Origin of the sequence: Mycobacterium intermedium (assembly GCF_002086275.1) — a bacterium.
GTDB lineage: Bacteria > Actinomycetota > Actinomycetes > Mycobacteriales > Mycobacteriaceae > Mycobacterium > Mycobacterium intermedium.
Genome location: NZ_MVHT01000068.1, coordinates 1 through 18,919 on the forward strand (window position 1 = coordinate 1; position 18,919 = coordinate 18,919).

Annotated in this window: 16 protein-coding genes; 9 read left to right on the top strand and 7 right to left on the bottom strand. The window is 67.8% G+C overall.

Annotated elements, in window-relative coordinates; genetic code table 11:
- Positions 1 to 8 precede the first annotated feature (8 nt).
- Positions 9 to 3,212, top strand: a complete 3,204-nt coding sequence (locus BST27_RS34565; protein ID WP_170062340.1) for a PE family protein — start codon at positions 9 to 11, stop codon at positions 3,210 to 3,212.
- A gap of 83 nt (positions 3,213 to 3,295) precedes the next feature.
- On the opposite strand, the gene BST27_RS21150 is transcribed toward BST27_RS34565, so the two are convergent.
- On the bottom strand, positions 3,296 to 4,168 hold the full coding sequence (locus tag BST27_RS21150; protein WP_069417460.1) for a MaoC/PaaZ C-terminal domain-containing protein: 873 nt from the start codon (positions 4,166 to 4,168) through the stop codon (positions 3,296 to 3,298).
- 95 nt (positions 4,169 to 4,263) lie between these two features.
- Here BST27_RS21150 and BST27_RS21155 point away from each other — a divergent pair, with 95 nt between their 5' ends.
- Together BST27_RS21155 and BST27_RS21160 are read left to right on the top strand one after the other, a co-directional pair.
- A complete protein-coding gene (locus BST27_RS21155; protein ID WP_069417461.1) occupies positions 4,264 to 4,968 on the top strand; it encodes a histidine phosphatase family protein in 705 nt (234 codons plus the stop codon).
- 60 nt (positions 4,969 to 5,028) lie between these two features.
- Complete coding sequence (locus BST27_RS21160; RefSeq protein WP_069417462.1) at positions 5,029 to 7,056, top strand: SDR family oxidoreductase; 2,028 nt, start codon at positions 5,029 to 5,031, stop codon at positions 7,054 to 7,056.
- Here the strand turns inward: BST27_RS21160 and cmaA1 are convergent, their stop codons facing one another.
- Complete coding sequence (cmaA1, locus tag BST27_RS21165; RefSeq protein WP_069417463.1) at positions 7,057 to 7,920, bottom strand: cyclopropane mycolic acid synthase CmaA1; 864 nt, start codon at positions 7,918 to 7,920, stop codon at positions 7,057 to 7,059.
- 22 nt (positions 7,921 to 7,942) lie between these two features.
- Here cmaA1 and BST27_RS21170 point away from each other — a divergent pair, with 22 nt between their 5' ends.
- Positions 7,943 to 8,896 carry a nucleoside hydrolase gene (locus tag BST27_RS21170; RefSeq protein ID WP_139805278.1) on the top strand — a complete coding sequence of 318 codons (954 nt, stop codon included), beginning with the start codon at positions 7,943 to 7,945 and terminating at the stop codon, positions 8,894 to 8,896.
- Between the two features lie 15 nt (positions 8,897 to 8,911).
- Positions 8,912 to 9,265 carry a hypothetical protein gene (locus tag BST27_RS31555; RefSeq protein ID WP_139805279.1) on the top strand — a complete coding sequence of 118 codons (354 nt, stop codon included), beginning with the start codon at positions 8,912 to 8,914 and terminating at the stop codon, positions 9,263 to 9,265.
- On the opposite strand, the gene BST27_RS21175 is transcribed toward BST27_RS31555, so the two are convergent.
- The 3 genes from BST27_RS21175 to BST27_RS21185 are packed head-to-tail and all read right to left on the bottom strand — an operon-like array spanning position 9,243 to position 11,887.
- A complete protein-coding gene (locus BST27_RS21175) occupies positions 9,243 to 9,656 on the bottom strand; it encodes a nuclear transport factor 2 family protein (RefSeq protein WP_069417464.1) in 414 nt (137 codons plus the stop codon). The two genes, BST27_RS31555 and BST27_RS21175, sit on opposite strands and share 23 nt — an antisense overlap.
- 27 nt (positions 9,657 to 9,683) lie before the next feature.
- Positions 9,684 to 11,216 (bottom strand): DNA polymerase Y family protein, encoded by a 1,533-nt coding sequence (locus BST27_RS21180; RefSeq protein ID WP_069417465.1) that lies wholly within the window; start codon positions 11,214 to 11,216, stop codon positions 9,684 to 9,686.
- 38 nt (positions 11,217 to 11,254) lie between these two features.
- Positions 11,255 to 11,887 carry a hypothetical protein gene (locus tag BST27_RS21185; RefSeq protein WP_069417620.1) on the bottom strand — a complete coding sequence of 211 codons (633 nt, stop codon included), beginning with the start codon at positions 11,885 to 11,887 and terminating at the stop codon, positions 11,255 to 11,257.
- Between the two features lie 86 nt (positions 11,888 to 11,973).
- On the opposite strand from BST27_RS21185, the gene BST27_RS21190 reads away from it, so the two are divergent.
- Positions 11,974 to 12,666: a hypothetical protein gene (locus BST27_RS21190; RefSeq protein WP_069417466.1), complete on the top strand. Its 693-nt coding sequence runs from the start codon at positions 11,974 to 11,976 to the stop codon at positions 12,664 to 12,666.
- Positions 12,667 to 12,786: 120 nt separating this feature from the next.
- Here BST27_RS21190 and guaA read toward each other — a convergent pair whose 3' ends face one another.
- Complete coding sequence (gene guaA, locus BST27_RS21195) at positions 12,787 to 14,358, bottom strand: glutamine-hydrolyzing GMP synthase (protein ID WP_170062341.1); 1,572 nt, start codon at positions 14,356 to 14,358, stop codon at positions 12,787 to 12,789.
- Positions 14,359 to 14,474: 116 nt separating this feature from the next.
- Between guaA and BST27_RS34570 the strand changes: the two genes are divergently transcribed.
- From BST27_RS34570 to BST27_RS21210, 3 genes are all read left to right on the top strand, one after another.
- Positions 14,475 to 14,870: a cold-shock protein gene (locus tag BST27_RS34570; protein WP_197518061.1), complete on the top strand. Its 396-nt coding sequence runs from the start codon at positions 14,475 to 14,477 to the stop codon at positions 14,868 to 14,870.
- 160 nt (positions 14,871 to 15,030) lie between these two features.
- On the top strand, positions 15,031 to 15,783 hold the full coding sequence (locus tag BST27_RS21205) for a beta-phosphoglucomutase family hydrolase (RefSeq protein WP_372515485.1): 753 nt from the start codon (positions 15,031 to 15,033) through the stop codon (positions 15,781 to 15,783).
- Positions 15,780 to 18,152, top strand: a complete 2,373-nt coding sequence (locus BST27_RS21210; protein ID WP_069417469.1) for a glycoside hydrolase family 65 protein — start codon at positions 15,780 to 15,782, stop codon at positions 18,150 to 18,152. The genes BST27_RS21205 and BST27_RS21210 overlap by 4 nt, the downstream gene beginning before the upstream one ends.
- Before the next feature lie 27 nt (positions 18,153 to 18,179).
- Here the strand turns inward: BST27_RS21210 and BST27_RS21215 are convergent, their stop codons facing one another.
- A complete protein-coding gene (locus tag BST27_RS21215; RefSeq protein WP_232007140.1) occupies positions 18,180 to 18,908 on the bottom strand; it encodes a dTDP-4-amino-4,6-dideoxyglucose formyltransferase in 729 nt (242 codons plus the stop codon).
- Positions 18,909 to 18,919 lie beyond the last annotated feature (11 nt).

Below are 18,919 nucleotides of genomic sequence, written 5' to 3' on the forward strand. Positions count from 1 at the left end.
GGTAGCTGGTGGGCGACGGCGGCACGGGTGGGGCCGGTGGGACTGGCGGCGCCAACTCGAGTGGTGGTCCCGGCCTGACCGGGGGCAACGGCGGAACCGGCGGCGCCGGTGGGGCGGCAGGCTTCCTGGTGGGCAGCGGAGGCGCCGGTGGCGCGGGTGGAGCCGGCGGGGTCAATAGCGGCACCGGCGGCGCCGGCAACGGCGGTGCCGGTGGCGTCGGCGCCGCAGCAGGTTGGTTGTACGGCAACGGCGGGGCCGGCGGGGCCGGGGGCGACGGAGGGCAGAACAGTGCCTCCGGTGTCGCGGGATCCGCGGGCCATGGCGCTGCTGGCGGCAACGCCGGACTGATCGGTGCAGGTGGTCACGGTGGAGCTGGCGGCGACGGCGGCAACCAAACCGGCGGTCAAGGCAGCGGCGGCGCGGGCGGAAACGGAGGGTCCGGCGGTGCCGGCGGGTTGCTGGCCGGCAACGGTGGCAACGGCGCCGGTGGCGGTGCCGGTGGAAGTAACGAGGGTGGCGGCACCAACCACACCGGTGGTGCGGCCGGTCACGGCGGAGCGGGTGGCAGTGCTCGAGGCCTGCTCGGCGCGGGAGGCCAGGGCGGTGCCGGCGGGACCGGCGGGAACACGGTGGGACGGGAGACCGGAGCCGTCGGCGGAGCTGGGGGCAACGGCGGAGCCGGCGGCAACGCCGGATCGCTCTACGGCGACGCGGGCGCCGGCGGGCGCGGCGGCGACGGCGGAAGCAACACCGCAGCGGCCGGCGGCACCGTCCACAACGGCAATAGCGGCGGGCCCGGCGGGGCTGGTGGGGCCGGCGGCAGCGGCGGCAACGCGGGCTGGTTCGGCAATGGCGGCCACGCCGGCGACGGCGGCAACGGCGGCAGCGGCGGCGGCGCTCAAATCGGTACCGACGGCACGGCGACGGCCCAAGGCGGCACCGGAGGTACCGGCGGCGCCGGTGGCGACGGCGGTGCTGGCGGCCAGGGCGGCCGCAGTGGGCTGCTGGTCGGCAACGGAGGCAACGCCGGCAACGCCGGCAGCGGCGGCAGCGGCGGTGCCGGCGGCAAAGGCGGCAACGACGGCGGGGCCGGCTTCGGCAATCCCGGCACCGGCGGGACCGGTGGGGCCGGTGGGACCGGCGGCACCGGAGCCAACGGCGCGCTGCTGCTCGGCAAGGGCGGCAGTGGCGGCGCCGCCGGAAATGGCGGCAGCGGTGGAATCGGCGGCACCGGATTCAACGCCACCGGCAATGGCAACACCGGCGGCACCGGCGGCACCGGCGGTCAAGGCGGCACCGCAGGCACCGCCGGCGCAGCGGGCACCGGCACGCTCGGCTCGGGAATCGCAGGCAGTTCAGGAACCGGAGGTACCGGGGGAACCGGTGGTACCGGCGGCAACGGATCCCAAGGTGCCGCGGCCCCCGACAACACCCAGACCGGTGGCGTCGGCGGCGTGGGCGGGACCGGCGGCCAGGGCGGTCAGGGCGGCTCCGGCAACGGCGGCACCAACGGGTCCGGCGGGATCGGCGGCACCGGCGGCGTTGGTGGCCAGGGCGGCAACGGCCGTGCCGACTCGGGCGCTAACGACGCAACCGCAGGTGGCACGGGTGGTCAGGGCGGCACGGCAGGTGCTGGCGGGGCGGCCGGCACCGGAGGCAGCGGGGGCAGCGTGGGCGCCCCGGGCACCGGCGGCAAAGGCGGCAAGGGCGGTACCGGTGGCGCCGGTGCCCAGGGTGCCGCAGCCCCAGACAGCACCCAGACCGGCGGCGTCGGCGGCAGCGGGGCGGCTGGAGGCAAGGGCGGACAAGGGGGCAACTCCGGTATCGGCGGCACCAACGGCTCGGGCGGGACCGGCGGCACCGGAGGCGCCGGTGGCACGGGCGGCACCGGCTGGGCCTCCGACGGCGTCGCCCCCGCCACGGCGGGCGGCGTCGGCGGTACGGGCGGCTCCGCCGGCGAGGGTGGGCTGGCCGGCGCAGTCGGAACGGGCGGTTCCGTCGGCGCCGTCGGCAAGGGCGGCACCGGCGGAACCGGCGGCACCGGCGGAGCCGGCCACCAGGGCGACAACGGCAGCGGCGACGGGGGCAACGGCGGGAACGGCACCACCGGCGGCGCCGGCGGCCAAGGCGGCGCGGGCGGCGCGGGCATCGGCGGCGTCGGCGGGGGCAACGGCGGCCAAGGCGGAACCGGCGGCGCCGGCGGTAATGGTGGTGATGGCGCTGCCGCAGTCGCGAACAACAACGGCGGAAACGGCGGCCATGGCGGTAGTGGTGGAGCTGGTGGAGCCGGTGGCACCGCGACCGACGGCGGCACTGCCGGCGTGGGCGGAACCGGCGGAAAGGGCGGCGCCGGCGGCACCGGCGGCGCCACCACTATCGACCCGGTTCCTGGACAGAAGCTTGCCGGGCAGGGTGGCGACGGCGGCCGGGGCGGCGTGGGCGGTGTCGGCGGGGACGTCATCGGCGGCACCGGAACCAACGGCACGGGCGGCAAGGGCGGCGCAGGTGGCACCGGCGGAGGCGGCGGCGATTCCCTCGGCTCCTACGACAACCTTTACGGCGGCGGTGGTGGCGGCGGCGGGGCCGGAGGCACAGGCGGCGACGTCGGCACGGGCGGCACCGGCGGGACCGGTGGCCAGGGCGGCACTGGCGGCACCGGCGGCAAGGGCGGGCGCGCGCACAATGGCAACCCGCCCTCAAGCGAGGGATTCGGCGGCGTCGGCGGTGGCGGCGGTACTGGTGCGGCCGCCACTGGCGGCATCGGCGGATCGGGCGGGGCCGGCGGTGGCGGCGGAGGCGGCGCCTTCGCCACTAGCACCAGCGGCAGTAAGGGTGTCAGTGTCGGTGGCGGCGGCGGAGGCGGCGGTGGTGGCGGCTCTTCGTCCAGCACCGCAGGAAGCGGGGGCGCAGGCGGCAACACCCTCGCCACGGTGGGGTCCGGTTCCACTGCCGCTACCGGCGGCGCGGGTGCGGCCGGCGGGAACAACGGCATCGGCGGTGGTGGGGGTGGCGGCAGCATCGCCAACACCGCTGACGGCAGCGGCAACGGCGTCGCCGGCACCACCGGTGCGCTCGGCGGCGCAGGCGGCGACGGCGCAAACAACGACACCTTCGGCAACGACGGTGGCGACGGAGGCGGCGTCGGCATCGGCGGTACCGGCGGCAGCGGTGTGAACGGCGTCAACGACGGCCGGAACGGAATGACGGTCTGATTCACTCCGCCGAGCAGACGCAAAATCCCCCGAAATGGCCGCTTTTCGGGAGATTTTGCGTCTGCTCGCGGGGCCGAGCCGGGCTAGCTCGCCTCGTACTCCACTTCACCGTCGTCTAGCACCACGCGGGCCTCCTGGCCTTGTGCGCCAGACGCTTCGGTGCGGAACACGGCCTTGCCCGGCTCAGTCCGCCAGATCAGGGTGCTCAGCGTCTCGCCGGGAAACACCGGCTTGGTGAACCGGGCCGCGATCGAGGTGATCTTGGCGGCCTGGCCGCCGCCGAGCTCGGCGACCAAGGCACGACCCGAGACGCCGTAGGTGCACAGCCCGTGCAGGATCGGCGTGGGGAACCCGGCCAGCTCCTTGGCGAACCACGGGTCGCTGTGCAGCGGGTTCCGGTCACCGGAAAGCCGATAGATCAGCGCTTGGTCCTCACGGGTTGGCAGATCGATGCGCGCGTCGGGCTCGCGGTCCGGAAACTCCGGCGCCCCCGGTCGTTCACCCTTCTCTCCCCCGAAACCGCCCTCGCCCCGCAACACCAGCGTCGTGATCGTTTCGGCGATCAGCTCGCCCGAGTCCGGATCGGTCCCGCGACCGTGCAGCACCACGATCGCGTTCTTGCCCTCGCCCTTGTCCTGGAGGTCGGCAACCTCGGACACCACCGAGAGCTTGCCCGCCGGCGGCAACGGCGCGTGCAACCGGACGGTTTGCGAGCCGTGCAGCAGCAGTGCCCAATTGAAGCTGCCGATCTTGCCGGCCGCCCCGAACGCCGGGCAGCAGATCACCGCGTAGGTCGGCAGCACCTGCTGCGGAATCCCGTGACTGTTCTCGGTGGTGAAAGCTAGGTCGTCAACCCCGGCGCCGACACCCAGCGCGTAAAGCAGCGTGTCCCGGTCGGTCCACTCGAACAGCATCGGCTCGGTTACCGCACCGATGGCGCTCGGGTCAATCGCCATGCAAGTCTCCTCTCGATTCCAAAATCACGCTTTTTTCCCACCCAACCATCGCAAACTCTTCCCACAGGCGGTGTCGGCAGGGCAGGCTATGCGCCATGGCGAAGCGCACCCTGATCTGGAAGACGGCCGTTGTGCTGGCCGCGACACTAATCGTCGGCGCCTGCGGCAGCGGGAGCCCGCAGGCACGCAGCATCACCGTGACATTCATTCGCAACGCCCAGTCCCAGGCCAACGCCGACGGGATCATCGACACCGCCGTACCCGGCCCCAGCCTCACGCAGGAAGGCAAGGAACAGGCCCAGCAGCTCGCCCATCAGATCAAACGCAACGATTTCGACGCCATCTACACCTCCCCCGCTGCCGCCGACCAGCAGACCGCAGCGCCCCTGGCCAGTGAGACCGGTAGGCAAGCCCAGATCCTCGACGGTCTGAAGCCGATCAATGCCGGTTGGTTCAACGGCAGGCCGGAGTCGACGGCCAGCACAACGTACATGCTCGCACCGGCATCGTGGGTCGACGGCGACGTCGAAAACAGCGTCCCGGGGTCGATCAGCGGGACGAAGTTCAATTCCGAGTTCGCCTCCGCGATCCGACAGATCTACGACAGCGGCAAGAACAAGCCGGTCGTAGTCGCTCAGGGCACGGCGATCATGGTGTGGACGCTGATGAACGCCAGGAATCCCAAGGAAAGCCTGCTGACCAGCCACCCGCTGCCCAACATCGGCCGGGTCGTGATAACCGGCAGCCCGGCGACGGGCTGGACGCTGGTGGAATGGGACGGCGTCCGCAACTTCAGCTGAGGCTCAGCTGAGTCGAATCTCACGGTTGACGGGCGCGGCCACGGCCCGCCACGATGAGGCATGCGGTATGTCGTTACCGGCGGTACCGGGTTTATTGGTAGCCGCGTCGTATCCCGTCTGCTCGACGTCCACCCCGATGCGCAGGTCTGGGTGCTGGCGCGCCGTCAGTCGCTGGGCCGCTTCGAGCGCCTCGCCTCTCGCAACCCCCACTGGGGCGAACGAGCGCGGCCACTGGTCGGCGAGCTGCCCGACCTGCGGCTGACCGAGGAGACGCTGGCCGAGCTCGGTCAGATAGATCACGTGGTGCACTGCGCGGCGATCTATGACATCACCGCCGGCGACGCCGCACAGCGGGCCGTCAACGTCGAGGGGACCCGCGCCGTCATCGAACTGGCGCAACGGCTCGGCGCCACCATGCACCACGTGTCGTCCATTGCCGTCGCCGGTGACTTTGCCGGTGAATACACCGAGGCGGACTTCGACGTCGGCCAGCGACTGCCGAGCCCGTATCACCAGACGAAGTTCGAAGCCGAAGCCCTGGTGCGCTCGGCGGCCGGACTGCGGCACCGCATTTACCGTCCGGCGGTGGTGGTGGGCGATTCGAGAACCGGCGAGATGGACAAGATCGACGGCCCCTATTACTTTTTCGGCCTCCTGGCCAAGTTGGCGGTGTTGCCTTCGTTCACCCCGATGATGCTGCCGGACACCGGACGGACCAACATCGTTCCGGTCGACTACGTCGTCGACGCGCTGGTCGAGCTGATGCACACCGAGGGCCGCGACGGGCAGACCTTCCACCTGACCGCACCCAAGACGGTTGGCTTGCGGGGCATTTACCGTGGGGTCGCGGCGGCGGCCGGTCTGCCGCCGTTGCGCGGGTCACTACCCCGATCGGTCGCCACACCGGTGCTGCAGGTGAGCGGTCGCGCAAAAGTGTTGCGCGCCATGGCAGCAACCCAGCTGGGAGTCCCTGCCGAGATTTTCGACGTCGTCGAACTGGCGCCGACCTTCAGGTCCGACGAGACGCGGAAGGCGTTGCACGGCAGCGGGATCGACGTCCCGGAGTTCGCGACGTACGCACCCAAGCTGTGGCGGTACTGGGCCGAGCACCTCGACCCCGATCGCGCCCGCCGCGACCACAAGGACGGACCACTGGTGGGCCGGCACGTCATCATCACCGGTGCATCCAGCGGTATCGGCCGTGCTTCGGCGATGGCCGTCGCGGAACGCGGGGCGACTGTGTTCGCTCTGGCCCGCAATGGCGAGGCGCTGGACGAACTGGTCGCCGAGATCCGCGCCAACGGCGGCGACGCGCACGCATTCACTTGTGACGTAACCGATTCCGACTCGGTGGACCACACCATCAAGGACATCCTGGGCCGCTTCGACCACGTCGACTACCTGGTGAACAACGCCGGCCGGTCCATCCGGCGGTCCGTGATCAACTCCACCGACCGACTGCACGACTACGAACGGGTGATGGCCGTCAACTATTTCGGCGCGGTGCGCATGGTGCTGGCGTTGCTGCCGCACTGGCGCGAACGCCGGTTCGGCCACGTTGTCAACGTCTCCAGCGCCGGAGTGCAGGCCCGCAACCCCAAGTACAGCGCCTATCTGCCCACCAAGGCGGCGCTCGACACGTTCTCCGAGGTTGTCGCCTCGGAGACGCTGTCGGATCACGTCACATTCACCAATATCCATATGCCGTTGGTCAAAACGCCCATGATCGTTCCGTCGCACCGGCTCAACCCGGTGCCCGCGATCAGCCCGGAACACGCGGCGGCGATGGTGGTACGCGGCCTGGTCGAGAAGCCGAGCCGGATCGATACCCCCATCGGCACCCTCGCCCAGGCCGGCAATTACTTCGCACCCAGGACGGCTCGGCGAATCCTGCACCAGCTGTATCTGGGTTACCCTGATTCCCCTGCGGCACGGGGTATTTCGCGTCCGGACAACACTGAGAACCGTGGCCCGGCCCCCCGCCGGCCCAAGCGTCCGGCCCGCGCCGCCTCGAAAGCCTTGACCCGCGTGGGATTCCCCCGGCCGGTCAAGCGGCTGGTGCGGTTAGTGCCCGGCGTGTATTGGTAGTCACTTCGCGCAGGTGAACTGGTTGACGTCGATGTAGCCCATGCGGAACATCTGAGCGCAGCCGGTCAGGTATTTGATGTAGCGCTCGTAAACTTCCTCCGATTGCAGTGCGATCGCTTGGTCCTGGTGGGCTTCCAGCGCCGCAGACCAGATGTCGAGCGTTTTCGCGTAGTGCGGCTGCAACGACTGAACGCGGGTCACGTTGAAGCCGTTGGCCGTGGCCCGCTCCTGCACCATCGGGATCGACGGCAGCCGCCCGCCCGGGAAGATCTCGGTCACGATGAATTTGACGAATCGGGCGAATTCGAAAGTCAGCGGCAGACCGCGTTCCTTCATTTCCAACGGGTGCAGCCCGGTGATGGTGTGCAGCAACATGATTCCGTCATCGGGCAGCAAGCGGTACGCCAGGGTGAAGAACGCGTCGTAGCGTTCGTGCCCGAAATGCTCGAACGCTCCAATGCTGACGATCCGGTCGACAGGTTCGTCAAATTGTTCCCAGCCGTTGAGCAGCACCCGCCTGGTCCGCGAGGTGTCCATCGCGTCGAACTGCGTCTGTACGTGGGCCGCTTGGTTCTTGCTGAGCGTCAGGCCGACGACGTTGACGTCGTACTTGTCGACGGCACGGCGCATCGTGGCGCCCCAACCGCAGCCGACATCGAGCAGCGTCATGCCCGGCTGCAACCCGAGCTTGCCCAGCGCCAGATCAACCTTGGCGAGTTGCGCCTCCTCCAGCGTCATGTCGTCGCGCTCGAAGTAGGCGCAGCTGTAGGTCCGGGTGGGGTCGAGGAACAGTCGGAAGAAGTCGTCCGACAGGTCGTAGTGCGCCTGGATGTCGTCGAAGTGCGGCGTGAGATCGTCGGCCATCGTGACAGCGTAATCCCGTATCGTGGCGGCGGTGAATGCCATTTTCGTCGATGTCGACACCGGTATCGATGATGCACTGGCGTTAATTTTTCTGCTGGCCAGCGACATCGACGTGGTGGGCATCGCCTCAACCGGCGGCAACATCTCGGTCGACCAGGTGTGCGCGAACAACCTTGGCCTACTCGAATTGTGCGGCGCCCCAGATATACCCGTCTTCAAGGGTGCCGACGAGCCGCTGCGCGGCCAATGGCTTGAATCTTCAAAGTTTCACGGCCCCAAGGGTTTAGGCTACGCCGAACTGTCGGCGACCGACCGTCGGCTCAACAGCCATGATGCGACGACGGCCTGGGTCGAGGCGGCCCGCGCCCGGCCCCGGGAGCTGGTCGGCCTGGTTACCGGACCGCTGACCAATCTGGCGTTGGCGGTGCGGGCCGAACCCGCGCTGCCGACGCTGCTACGCCGACTGGTGATCATGGGCGGCGCGTTCGACGAACAGCCGGTGTCCGAATGGAACATCCGGGTGGACCCCGAAGCCGCCGCCGAGGTGTTCGCGGCCTGGGCTGGGCACCAAGAACTTCCGGTCGTATGTGGCCTGCAGCTGACCAGACGTGTCGCAATGACACCGGCCATCCTCGCTCGGCTGGCCGCGGTCGCCGGGCCGTCGCCGTTGATCACGGTGATCGAGGACGCGGTGCGGTTCTACTTCGAGTCGCATCAGGCGCGCGGGCTGGGTTATTTGGCGTTCATGCACGATCCGTTGGCCGCCGCCGTCGCGCTGGACCCGCAGTTGGTGTCGAGGCGCGCGGCGACGGTTGACGTCGACCTGACGGACGCGCGAGGTCGGACCGTTGCCGATTACTCGCGAAGCCGAGAGCCCAACGCGCAGATCGCCGTTGACGTCGACCCGGCTGCGTTTTTCGACCGGTTCATCGAACGGGTAGCGGCGTTTGCGCGCAAGAAATTCGCAAGCCGCTAGCAGTAGCGTCACGCCATGAGGAAACTGTTCGCGGGGTTGGCAGCGACGGTGCTGCTGACGGGCAACGTTGCCGGGGTGGGCCCAGCCCAGGCCCAACCCGGCCCGTTGCCGCTACGCTCCTGGCCCGGATGCCCGGAAGACCATCCGGAGGGGCCATGTCGCTGGTGTCCGGGTGATCCCCCGGTGCAGACCGGCAATATTGCGGTTTACCCGGTGGTCTGGGACGAGAGCATCTGCCACACCTACTACTACGTCTACTCCGGCCAAGGCAATGTGGCGCACAACATCTGGGACGGCGAGAACCCGCCGCCACCGCCGCCGTGGCCACCGGGTCTCAACTTCTGCCCTATCCCGCCTTGGTGTCCGTGAGCTCGTCTTTGAGCGCCGCCTTGATCTGATCCACCGCCGACTTAAGGTCGTAGGCTTCGCGCCACTGCACGATCCTGCCGTCGGCGTTGAATTCGAACACCGCCATGACCACCGAGGAGATCGGCTTGCCGCGAACGGTTGAGTTGGAGACCTGCTCCACCATGACGACTCGGCCATCGCTGATTAGCGTCTTCACGTCGACGGTAGTGCCTCCGACCGCCTTGAGTTGCGACGTGAGTTCGGCCGCGATGGCATCAGCCCCCCTGCGCACTCCCTGTGGCCCGTCGACCCACACGGCTCCGTTGTCGAAGAAGCTGCCCAACTCCTCCGGCTTGGGGTCCACCCATGCCGCAAGGAAATTGCGCACCAAAGACTCCGGCGTATCGCTCATTGGGTGCAGATTACGCGCTATGTCTCGCTATTCATAAGCCCCCTCGAGGTACCAGCGCCGCTGGCGGTAACACAACAGCAGCGCGCGTTCGCTCTCCAACAACACCTGAGCCCGGGCGGTACGCCCGCCCGCTGCCCGATCCGGATCCCACCACCGCTCGTCGACCGGCCACGGTCCGGCCCACCAGCACACCCGGTCGTCCTGACCGCGCAGCGTCAGTCGCACCGGATCGGCGGAGAACACCCCCCGACTGGTCACTCGAACCGGATTCCTTTGGGCATCAAGCAATTCCACCGCATCGTCGAGCAACACCGCCGGCGACGGCTGCGGCAGTTGGCCGGGCCAGGGCTGATCCGGGTCCGCTTGCGGTACCGGCTCGTCGCCCAGCGGGGTCAGCGTGATGCGTTCGGCCGGCCCGCGGCCACCGGACAACACCGGGACCTGGACCGCCTCCGGACCGAGCAGGCCCTGAACCCGCACCAGCGCCCGTCGGGCTCGAAGTCTGTCCTCCTCGCCAAGGCCACCCCATAACGGCAACTGCAGCGCTCCGGCCGACACCACCTCGATGGCCTGCAGACGCAACGAGGTCACCGGGCCGGTCGGCCTAGCCCGGGCGGTTCGATGGTTCAGCCACCCGTCCAGCTGCCAGCGCACGCGGTCGGCGGTGGCGTCCTCGGTCAACGGCTCGGCACACCGCCACACTCGGCTCAGCTCTTCCCCGTTGGCGGTGACGGCGTGAATCGCCAACCGCGTACACCCCACCCCGGCAGCCATCAACGCCTGATGCAGCGAGGCGGCCAACGAGCGCCCGGCGAATGCCGCGGCGTCGACCCGGTCGATCGGCGGATCGCAGTCCAGCACGGCATCGAGTTCCGGCGGCAACTCCCGACCGGACGGCGCCCGCTCGGGCTCGCCGCGGGCAAACCGGTGCGCGGCTACCCCCTCGGCGCCGAACCGGGAGGCCACGTCGGTGCGGGACAGCGCAGCGAACTGCCCCATGGTGCGAATCCCTAACCGCCACAACAAATCCGTCAACTCGTCCCGCCCAGGCCCCGACAGGCTCGGCTCGGTGGCAAGCTGCCGGATCGACAACAAGGACAAGAATTGTGCGTCGCATCCCGGTTCCACGATCCGGCCCGCGCGTGCGGCGAAGACCGCGGTGGACAACTGGTCGGCTATCCCGACCTGGCACTCGGCGCCCGCCGCAGCCACTGCGTCAACCAATCGCTCGGCCGCTTGCGGTTCGGAGCCGAAATAGCGGGCCGCCCCCCGCACCGGCAATACCAGGAGCCCGGGCCGCAGCACCTCGGCGCGGGGCACCAAGTCGTCCACCGCTGCGATCACCCCTTCGAAGAAGCGGGCGTCACGGTCGGCGTCGGCGGCCACGATGTGCAGTTGCGGGCAGCGCGCCGCCGCCTCCCGGCGTCGCAACCCCCGCCGTACGCCGGCCGCACGCGCGGTCGCCGAACAGGCGATCACCCGGTTGGCCAACGTGACCGCGATCGGAGCCGTCGCGGGCTGGCCCGCCGCCGCGGCCGCGGCCACCGCGGGCCAGTCCATGCACCAAATTGCCAGCACTCGGGAAGAGCCCACCGGACTCACCCGGTACGCGTTCGGCCGATCGCCTGGCCACACCGGGTGATCTGCAGCCGAACACCGCTGATCCGCCCAAACCCGGGGGTGGGTGCACCCCGGGGAAAGGGGGTGATCTCGTAGCCGCATACCCGGGCCTGAAGCCGCGCCTGCGCGCCTTCCCAGTCGCCGTCGGTGACCAGCAAAGTGCAACCCTTCTGCCGGGCCCGGGCCGTCACGGCGCGCGCCCGCGTCCGCGTCACCCGGCGCCCACCCAGACCGAGCACCACCAAGTCCATGCCGTCGATGAGCACCGCCGCCACCTCGACCGGGTCGGCGCCGGGATCGGGTATCACCGCGAGCCGACTCAGGTCCGCCCCCATCTCCACGGCGGCCAGCAGCCCGATGTCCGGCTGGCCGACGATGGCGGCGTTGCCCCCGTCCGCCGTCACCGAAGCCACCATGCGCAGCAGCAGCGACCGCGCCCCGGAGATCACCGCCACCGTCCCCCGCGGTAGCTGCGCCGACGTCGACTCCGTGGTCTGCAGTTCATCCAGCCGGCTGGGACCACCGGACAGCTCAGCAATCCGCTGACGTAGCGATTCGAGCTGTTCAGCACGATTTTCGTGCCGACGACCCGGGGCAAAAGCCGCAGTCATCATCCGCCTCGGTATCCCGCCTTGGTTCGAAAGTATGTTCGATTGATTCGAGTAAACACCCGCCCTCCGACAAGCGTCAAGAATGCATGAGACGCTGCCTTGTGCGGTTCCGCAGGAGCTTGATACTGGTGTGGTTCCTGGCATTTTGTGTGGTCCCACCAGCCCCTTTGGTCAGTGCTGCCCCAGGGCCCGACCGCCGGGACTGCCGGCCCGCGGAGTTGTTCATCACAGACACCGAGTCACCGCTGTTCGAACCGCAGGCGATTGCCACGATCGCGACGGCCGCCCCGTTCGGAGCGGCGGTGACGGGATCCACCCCACTGGATGGGGTGTTCTGGTCCGAAGACCGCCAGCAAATCGCTTTCGAACGCTCGCGCGAATTCCATCTGTGCGTCACCGACGCGACCGCCCTGCACGCCGCCGCCGCGGCGTTAGGCCACCAGTTCGACCAGGATGCGGTGCTGACGTTCGACTACCAACCGCAAAGCGCTCCCGGCGACGGCACCAACGGGGTCGCCATCACCGTGCCCGACGCGGACTTCGGACGCTTCGGCGAGGCGTTCGCGGCCGACGCGACCGCGCGGCGCGAGCTCCTGGGCGGATCTGTCACCACCACCGACCACACCTTGATCCTGATCGCCGGCTGCGACGATCTCGCCCTCGCCCGCCGACTGGTCGAAGAGGCCGGTGGCCGCTGGGAATCCGCGACGCTCGCTTTCGGTAGGCGCGAATTCGTCCAGACCGCCGAGCTCGGTTTGGCGGCGCATTCGTCGCCTTGAGCCGACTCGACATCGCTTGCGGCGCCGAAACTGTCGCTCAAAGCCGGGCAGGACCCCTAGTCCTCCGGACCCGTTACCAACGTGACAGAAGTGAAAACCCAAGGGGCATCACGGCAAAAACTACTCCCACTCGATCGTGCCCGGCGGCTTACTGGTGATATCCAGCACCACGCGGTTTACCTCCGCGACCTCATTGGTGATCCGGGTCGAGATTCGCTCCAACACCTCATAGGGAACCCGGGTCCAGTCGGCGGTCATGGCGTCCTCACTGGACACCGGACGCAACACGATCGGATGCCCGTAGGTACGACCGTCGCCCTGCACCCCGACCGAGCGGACGTCGGCCAAAAGCACCACTGGACACTGCCAGATCTGATGATCCAGGCCCGCCGCGGTCAGTTCCTCGCGCGCGATCGAATCAGCATGGCGCAGCGTTTCCAGCCGTGCCGCGGTCACCTCACCGACAATGCGGATGCCCAGCCCAGGACCCGGGAAGGGTTGCCGCGCAACAATTTCCTCCGGAAGCCCCAACTCCCGTCCCACCGCGCGCACTTCGTCTTTGAACAAAAGCCGCAGCGGCTCAACAAGAGTGAACTTCAAGTCCCCGGGCAGCCCTCCGACGTTGTGGTGGCTCTTGATGTTCGCCGTCCCGCTACCCCCACCGGACTCCACCACATCGGGATAGAGCGTGCCTTGCACCAAGAACTCGATTTCGTCGCCAGAGGCATTGCCCCCCACGATATCCCGCACCGCACCCTCGAAGGCCCGGATGAACTGGCGGCCGATGATCTTGCGCTTGCCTTCGGGATTGGTCACACCCGCCAACGCCTCCAGGAAGGTGTCAGCGACGTCAACGGTCACCAGTTTGGCCCCGGTGGCGGCGACGAAATCCCGCTCCACCTGCTCACGCTCACCCGAGCGCAGCAATCCGTGATCGACGAAGACGCAGGTCAATCGGTCACCGATGGCGCGTTGCACCAAGGCCGCCGCCACCGCGGAGTCCACGCCGCCGGACAACCCGCAAATCGCACGCCCGTCGCCGATCTGCTCCCGCACCTGCTCCACCAGAACACTGGCGATGTTGGCCGGCGTCCACTCCGCGCCAATCTTGGCAAAGTCATGCAGAAACCGGTTGAGGACTTGTTGCCCGTGCGGCGTGTGCATCACTTCCGGGTGGTACTGCACCCCGGCCAGGCGCCGGCCGACGTCCTCGAACGCCGCGACCGGAGCACCGGCACTGCTGGCCACCACGGCGAATCCCGCGGGCGCGGACGTGACCGCGTCCCCATGACTCATCCAGACCGGCTGGACGGCGGGCAATCCCGAATGCAGCTCGCCACCAACCACTTTCAACTCAGTGCGGCCGTACTCACGAGTGCCGGTCTGGGCGACGGTGCCGCCCAGCGCCTGCGCCATGGCCTGAAACCCGTAGCAAATGCCGAATACCGGTAGGTCCAGCTCGAACAGCTCCGGATCCAGTTGCGGAGCGCCGTCGGCGTAGACACTGGCCGGCCCGCCGGACAACACCAGCGCCAGCGGATCCCGAGCCTTGATTTCCTCGATCGACGCGGTATGCGGAATGACCTCCGAGAAGACCCGCGCCTCACGGACGCGGCGGGCGATCAATTGCGCATACTGGGCACCGAAGTCGACCACCAACACGGGTCGCGGCGAGCCTGAGTCCACGGACATCCACTCTAGTGGTCATCCAACCCGACTGCCTCCGACGGCCAGCAGCAACGTAGCATCACCCGATGTAGGACCTAGTGTGGATGCGGGGTGTTTCAGGGGTGCGACACGTTGGCAAAGTGGTTCGTTTTGATGAAGTGCGTGGGTACGGGTTCATAGCTCCCGACATCGGCGGAGACGACGTTTTTCTGCACGTCAACGATCTGGAAGTAGAGAAGCGAAAGGTCAAGCCGGGCGTGCAGGTTTCGTTTGAAATCGAGGAAGGCAATCGCGGAAAGTTTGCGACGGAAGTTCGGCTGGCGGACGCACCAGCCAAGCCCCATTCCGATATTGAAGACGACGACGGGGGCGCGATCGGTGACGATTACTTCGATGTTCTTACTCCCGACGAATTTCTGCACATCGTCACCGAGAAGCTATTGCGGATAACCCCGGCGCTCAACGCTCAGCAGATCCTCGAAGTGCGCAGCGGCTTCGAGCAGCTGGCCCGCAAGCAGGGCTGGATCGACGCCTAGCCCACCGATCCCCACCGACTCCTCGGCCCGCCGAACCCGGCTCGCCGCGCCGGTGCTCGAAAGTCGTTGTCCCGTGCTGTGCGTCGCGCGGTGCATGTCGCGCGCGGCGAAAGGGTAGCCATGGTGTGGAGTTAGGTATCCACCTGAACTACGCCAGAAAGTGAGGTTCTCCGTGCTCGGTCTGCCAGATAAGGTCCGCGCCTGCCTGTTCGACCTCGACGGAGTGCTCACCGATACCGCGAGCGTGCATACCAAGGCCTGGAAGGCCATGTTCGACGAATATCTGAAGCAACGGGCCGAGCGCACCGGAGCGGAATTCGTTCCCTTCGATCCGGGGACCGACTACCGCAAATATGTGGACGGAAAGCCGCGGCAAGACGGGGTCCGTTCCTTCCTGAGCAGTCGGGGCATCGAATTGCCCGAAGGCGATCCCGATGACTCCGGGGATGCCGAGACGGTGAACGGCTTGGGCAACCGCAAGAACGACATGTTCCAAAAAGTCCTCAAAGAAGACGGCGTCGAGGTTTTCGACGGATCGCGGCGCTACCTCGAGGCCGCGGCGCAGGCCGGTCTGGCTATCGCCGTCGTGTCGTCGAGTGCAAATACTCGCGACGTGCTCGAGATCACCGGCCTGGACCGCTTCGTCCAGGCGCGGGTGGACGGCGTCACATTGCGTGAGGAAAACATCGCCGGCAAACCAGCGCCGGACTCCTTTCTGCGCGCGGCGGAACTGTTGGAGGTGACTCCGGACGAAGCCGCGGTGTTCGAAGACGCGATCTCTGGCGTGCAAGCCGGACGGGCAGGTAACTTCGGCCTGGTGGTGGGAGTCGATCGAGTGGGTCACGCCGATGATTTGCGCAACAACGGCGCGGACGTGGTGGTAACGGACCTCGCCGAGCTGCTGCAGTCATGATCACCGAAGAAACCTTCCCGGTTGAACCATGGCAGGTTCGAGAGACGAAGCTCAACCTGAACCTGTTGTCGCAGTCGGAGTCGATATTCGCCTTGTCCAACGGGCACATCGGCTTGCGGGGCAACCTCGACGAGGGTGAACCGTACGGCCTGCCCGGCACCTATTTGAACTCCTTCTACGAAATCCGCCCGCTGCCATACGCGGAAGCCGGATACGGCTATCCCGAGGGCGGCCAAACCGTCGTCGACGTGACCAACGGAAAGATCCTGCGGTTGATGGTCGACGACGAGCCCTTCGATGTCCGCTACGGCGAATTGATCTCGCACGAAAGGGTTCTCGATCTGCGCGACGGAACGCTGTGCCGCAAGGCACACTGGCGCACCCCCACCGGCAAGCAGGTCAAGATCAAGTCGACCAGGTTGGTGTCTCTCGTGCAGCGCAGTGTCGCGGCCATCGAATACGTCGTCGAGGCCGTCGAAGACTTCATCCGGGTCACCGTGCAGTCCGAACTTGTCACCAACGAGGACCAACCGCAGACCTCGGACGACCCGCGGGTTTCGGCCATCCTGGAAAACCCGTTGGAGGCCGTCGATTACGAATACAGCGGCACCAGAGCGGTTCTCATGCACCGCACCCGCGCCAGCGCGCTGATGATGGCTGCGGCGATGGATCACGAGGTGGAAGTACCGGGTCGCGTCGAGGTCTCCACCGACGCCCGCGCCGACCTGGCCCGAACCACGGTGATCTGCGGGCTGCGGGCCGGACAAAAGCTGCGCATCGTCAAGTATCTGGCGTACGGGTGGTCCAGCCTGCGTTCCCGGCCGGCGTTGCGCGACCAGGCCGCCGCCGCGCTGCATGGCGCGCAGTACAGCGGATGGCAGGGACTGGTCGACGCGCAGCGCAAATACCTCGACGACTTCTGGGACTGCGCCGACGTGGAGGTAGAGGGCGACCCGGAATCGCAACAAGCGGTGCGGTTCGGGCTCTTTCACCTCGTCCAAGCCAGCGCCCGCGCCGAACGCCGCGCCATTCCCAGCAAGGGGCTCACCGGCACCGGCTATGACGGCCACGCGTTCTGGGACACCGAGGGTTTCGTCCTCCCGGTGCTGACCTATACCCTGCCGCACGCGGTCGCCGACGCCCTGCGCTGGCGCGCCTCGACATTGGACCTCGCCAAGGAGCGCGCCGCCGAACTGGGCCTCGACGGAGCCGCCTTCCCCTGGCGAACCATCCGTGGCCAGGAGTGTTCGGCCTACTGGCCGGCGGGCACGGCGGCCTGGCATATCAACGCCGATATCGCTTTGGCTTTCGAGCGCTACCGCACCGTCACCGGCGACCACTCGCTGGAAGCCGACTGCGGTCTGACCGTGCTCGTCGAAACCGCGCGGTTGTGGATGTCGCTCGGCCACCACGACCGCCACGGCGTCTGGCACCTGGACGGTGTCACCGGTCCCGACGAGTACACGGCGATCGTGCGCGACAACGTCTTCACCAACCTGATGGCGGCACACAATCTGCTCACCGCCGCCGATGCCAGCGCCCGCCACCCCGACAAGGCCGGCGAATTGGGCGTCACCACAGAGGAAATGGCCGCCTGGCGCGACGCGGCCAACGCCGTGCACATCCCCTATGACGAGGAGTTGGGCGTCCACCAGCAATGCGAAGGATTCACCACCTTCGCGGAGTGGGACTTCGAGACCAATACCACCTACCCGCTGCTGTTGCACGAGGCCTACGTGCGCCTCTATCCCGCGCAGGTGATCAAACAGGCCGACCTGGTGCTGGCGATGCAATGGCAGAGCCACGCGTTCACACCCGAGCAGAAAGCCCGCAACGTCGACTACTACGAGCGGCGCATGGTGCGCGACTCCTCGCTGTCGGCCTGCACCCAGGCCGTCATGTGCGCCGAGGTAGGTCACATGGAACTGGCCCATGACTATGCCTACGAGGCGGCGCTGATCGACCTTCGCGATCTGCACCAGAACACTCGTGACGGCCTGCACATGGCGTCGCTGGCCGGAGCGTGGATGGCGTTGGTGAACGGTTTTGGCGGACTGCGTGACGACGAGGGCATCCTGTCCATCGATCCCCATCTGCCGGACGGCATTTCGCGCCTGCGGTTTCGACTGCGCTGGCAGGGATTCCGACTGACGGTGGACGCGAACCACGACGACGTGACCTACACCCTGCGCGACGGTCCGGGTGGCGAGTTGAACATCCGGCACGCCGGCGAAGAGATCACCCTGACCACCGAAAAGCCGTCCACCTTCCCGGTGCGCAAGCGCAAACCGCTGCTACCGCCGCCGCCGCAACCCCCGGGTCGTGAGCCGGTACACCGGCGTGCCATGGCCCGGTCGATCACGAAGTAGCGCGAAACAGCGCCGATTCGGGCCGATTCAGGCTTGCTCGGGTTCGAGCACCACGCGGACGAACACCTTGCGGCCCGACTCGTCGACGAACCAGGCGTTGCGGTACTCGTCGTGCGTCAGCGCCCGTAGCCGGTTCAGGAAAGCACCGAACGTGCCGCGTTCGGTCAAGTCCAGCTCGCGCAGCGCGGCGAAGTCTTTTTTGTAGTTGAGGTTGCCTTCGCTGGGCGGCTGGGTGGTCTGATAACCGCCGTCACGGATGGCCGGGAAGTGTTCGAGTACCAGCTGACGCTCGACTTCCATAAGCCTGGCGTAGACGGTCCCCGAGGTATCCCACGACTCGATCGCACACTCCTGCTGGGCGATGATCGGGCCGTGATCGAGTTCCTCGTCGATCTCGTGGATCGTCACTCCCACCGGTAACCCGTTGATCAACGAGAACACCTGCGGATACCAGCCGCGGTTGTAGGGATTGAGCCCCGGATGAACGTTCACACACCTGATTTGTTCGATCAGCTCGGCAGGAAACTTCTGCTTGCAGTGCAGGGAAAGAAGCAGGTCGTAGCGCTCGATGACCTCCGCGGCCCGCTCGGTGATGTTCAGCCGCGGGACGTCGGACAGCTGACCGTGTTGGGACTGATAGACATCGATCCCCGCGTGACTGGCCTGCAGTTCCAACGCCACGGCGTGGGCGTGGACGTTGTCGGTCAGGATCAGGGTTTTCGTGGCGTGCTCGCCATCCCCATCGACTTTCCCCACCGCGCTGACCC

Coding starts and splice junctions, on each gene's coding strand:
- BST27_RS21150 (WP_069417460.1), bottom strand. CDS start 4,168: ATGGCGATTGACCCGAGCGCCATCGGTGCGGTAACCGAGCCGATGCTG.
- BST27_RS21155 (WP_069417461.1), top strand. CDS start 4,264: ATGGCGAAGCGCACCCTGATCTGGAAGACGGCCGTTGTGCTGGCCGCG.
- BST27_RS21160 (WP_069417462.1), top strand. CDS start 5,029: ATGCGGTATGTCGTTACCGGCGGTACCGGGTTTATTGGTAGCCGCGTC.
- cmaA1 (WP_069417463.1), bottom strand. CDS start 7,920: ATGGCCGACGATCTCACGCCGCACTTCGACGACATCCAGGCGCACTAC.
- BST27_RS31555 (WP_139805279.1), top strand. CDS start 8,912: ATGAGGAAACTGTTCGCGGGGTTGGCAGCGACGGTGCTGCTGACGGGC.
- BST27_RS21175 (WP_069417464.1), bottom strand. CDS start 9,656: ATGAGCGATACGCCGGAGTCTTTGGTGCGCAATTTCCTTGCGGCATGG.
- BST27_RS21180 (WP_069417465.1), bottom strand. CDS start 11,216: ATGGACTGGCCCGCGGTGGCCGCGGCCGCGGCGGCGGGCCAGCCCGCG.
- BST27_RS21185 (WP_069417620.1), bottom strand. CDS start 11,887: ATGACTGCGGCTTTTGCCCCGGGTCGTCGGCACGAAAATCGTGCTGAA.
- BST27_RS21190 (WP_069417466.1), top strand. CDS start 11,974: ATGAGACGCTGCCTTGTGCGGTTCCGCAGGAGCTTGATACTGGTGTGG.
- guaA (WP_170062341.1), bottom strand. CDS start 14,358: ATGTCCGTGGACTCAGGCTCGCCGCGACCCGTGTTGGTGGTCGACTTC.
- BST27_RS21210 (WP_069417469.1), top strand. CDS start 15,780: ATGATCACCGAAGAAACCTTCCCGGTTGAACCATGGCAGGTTCGAGAG.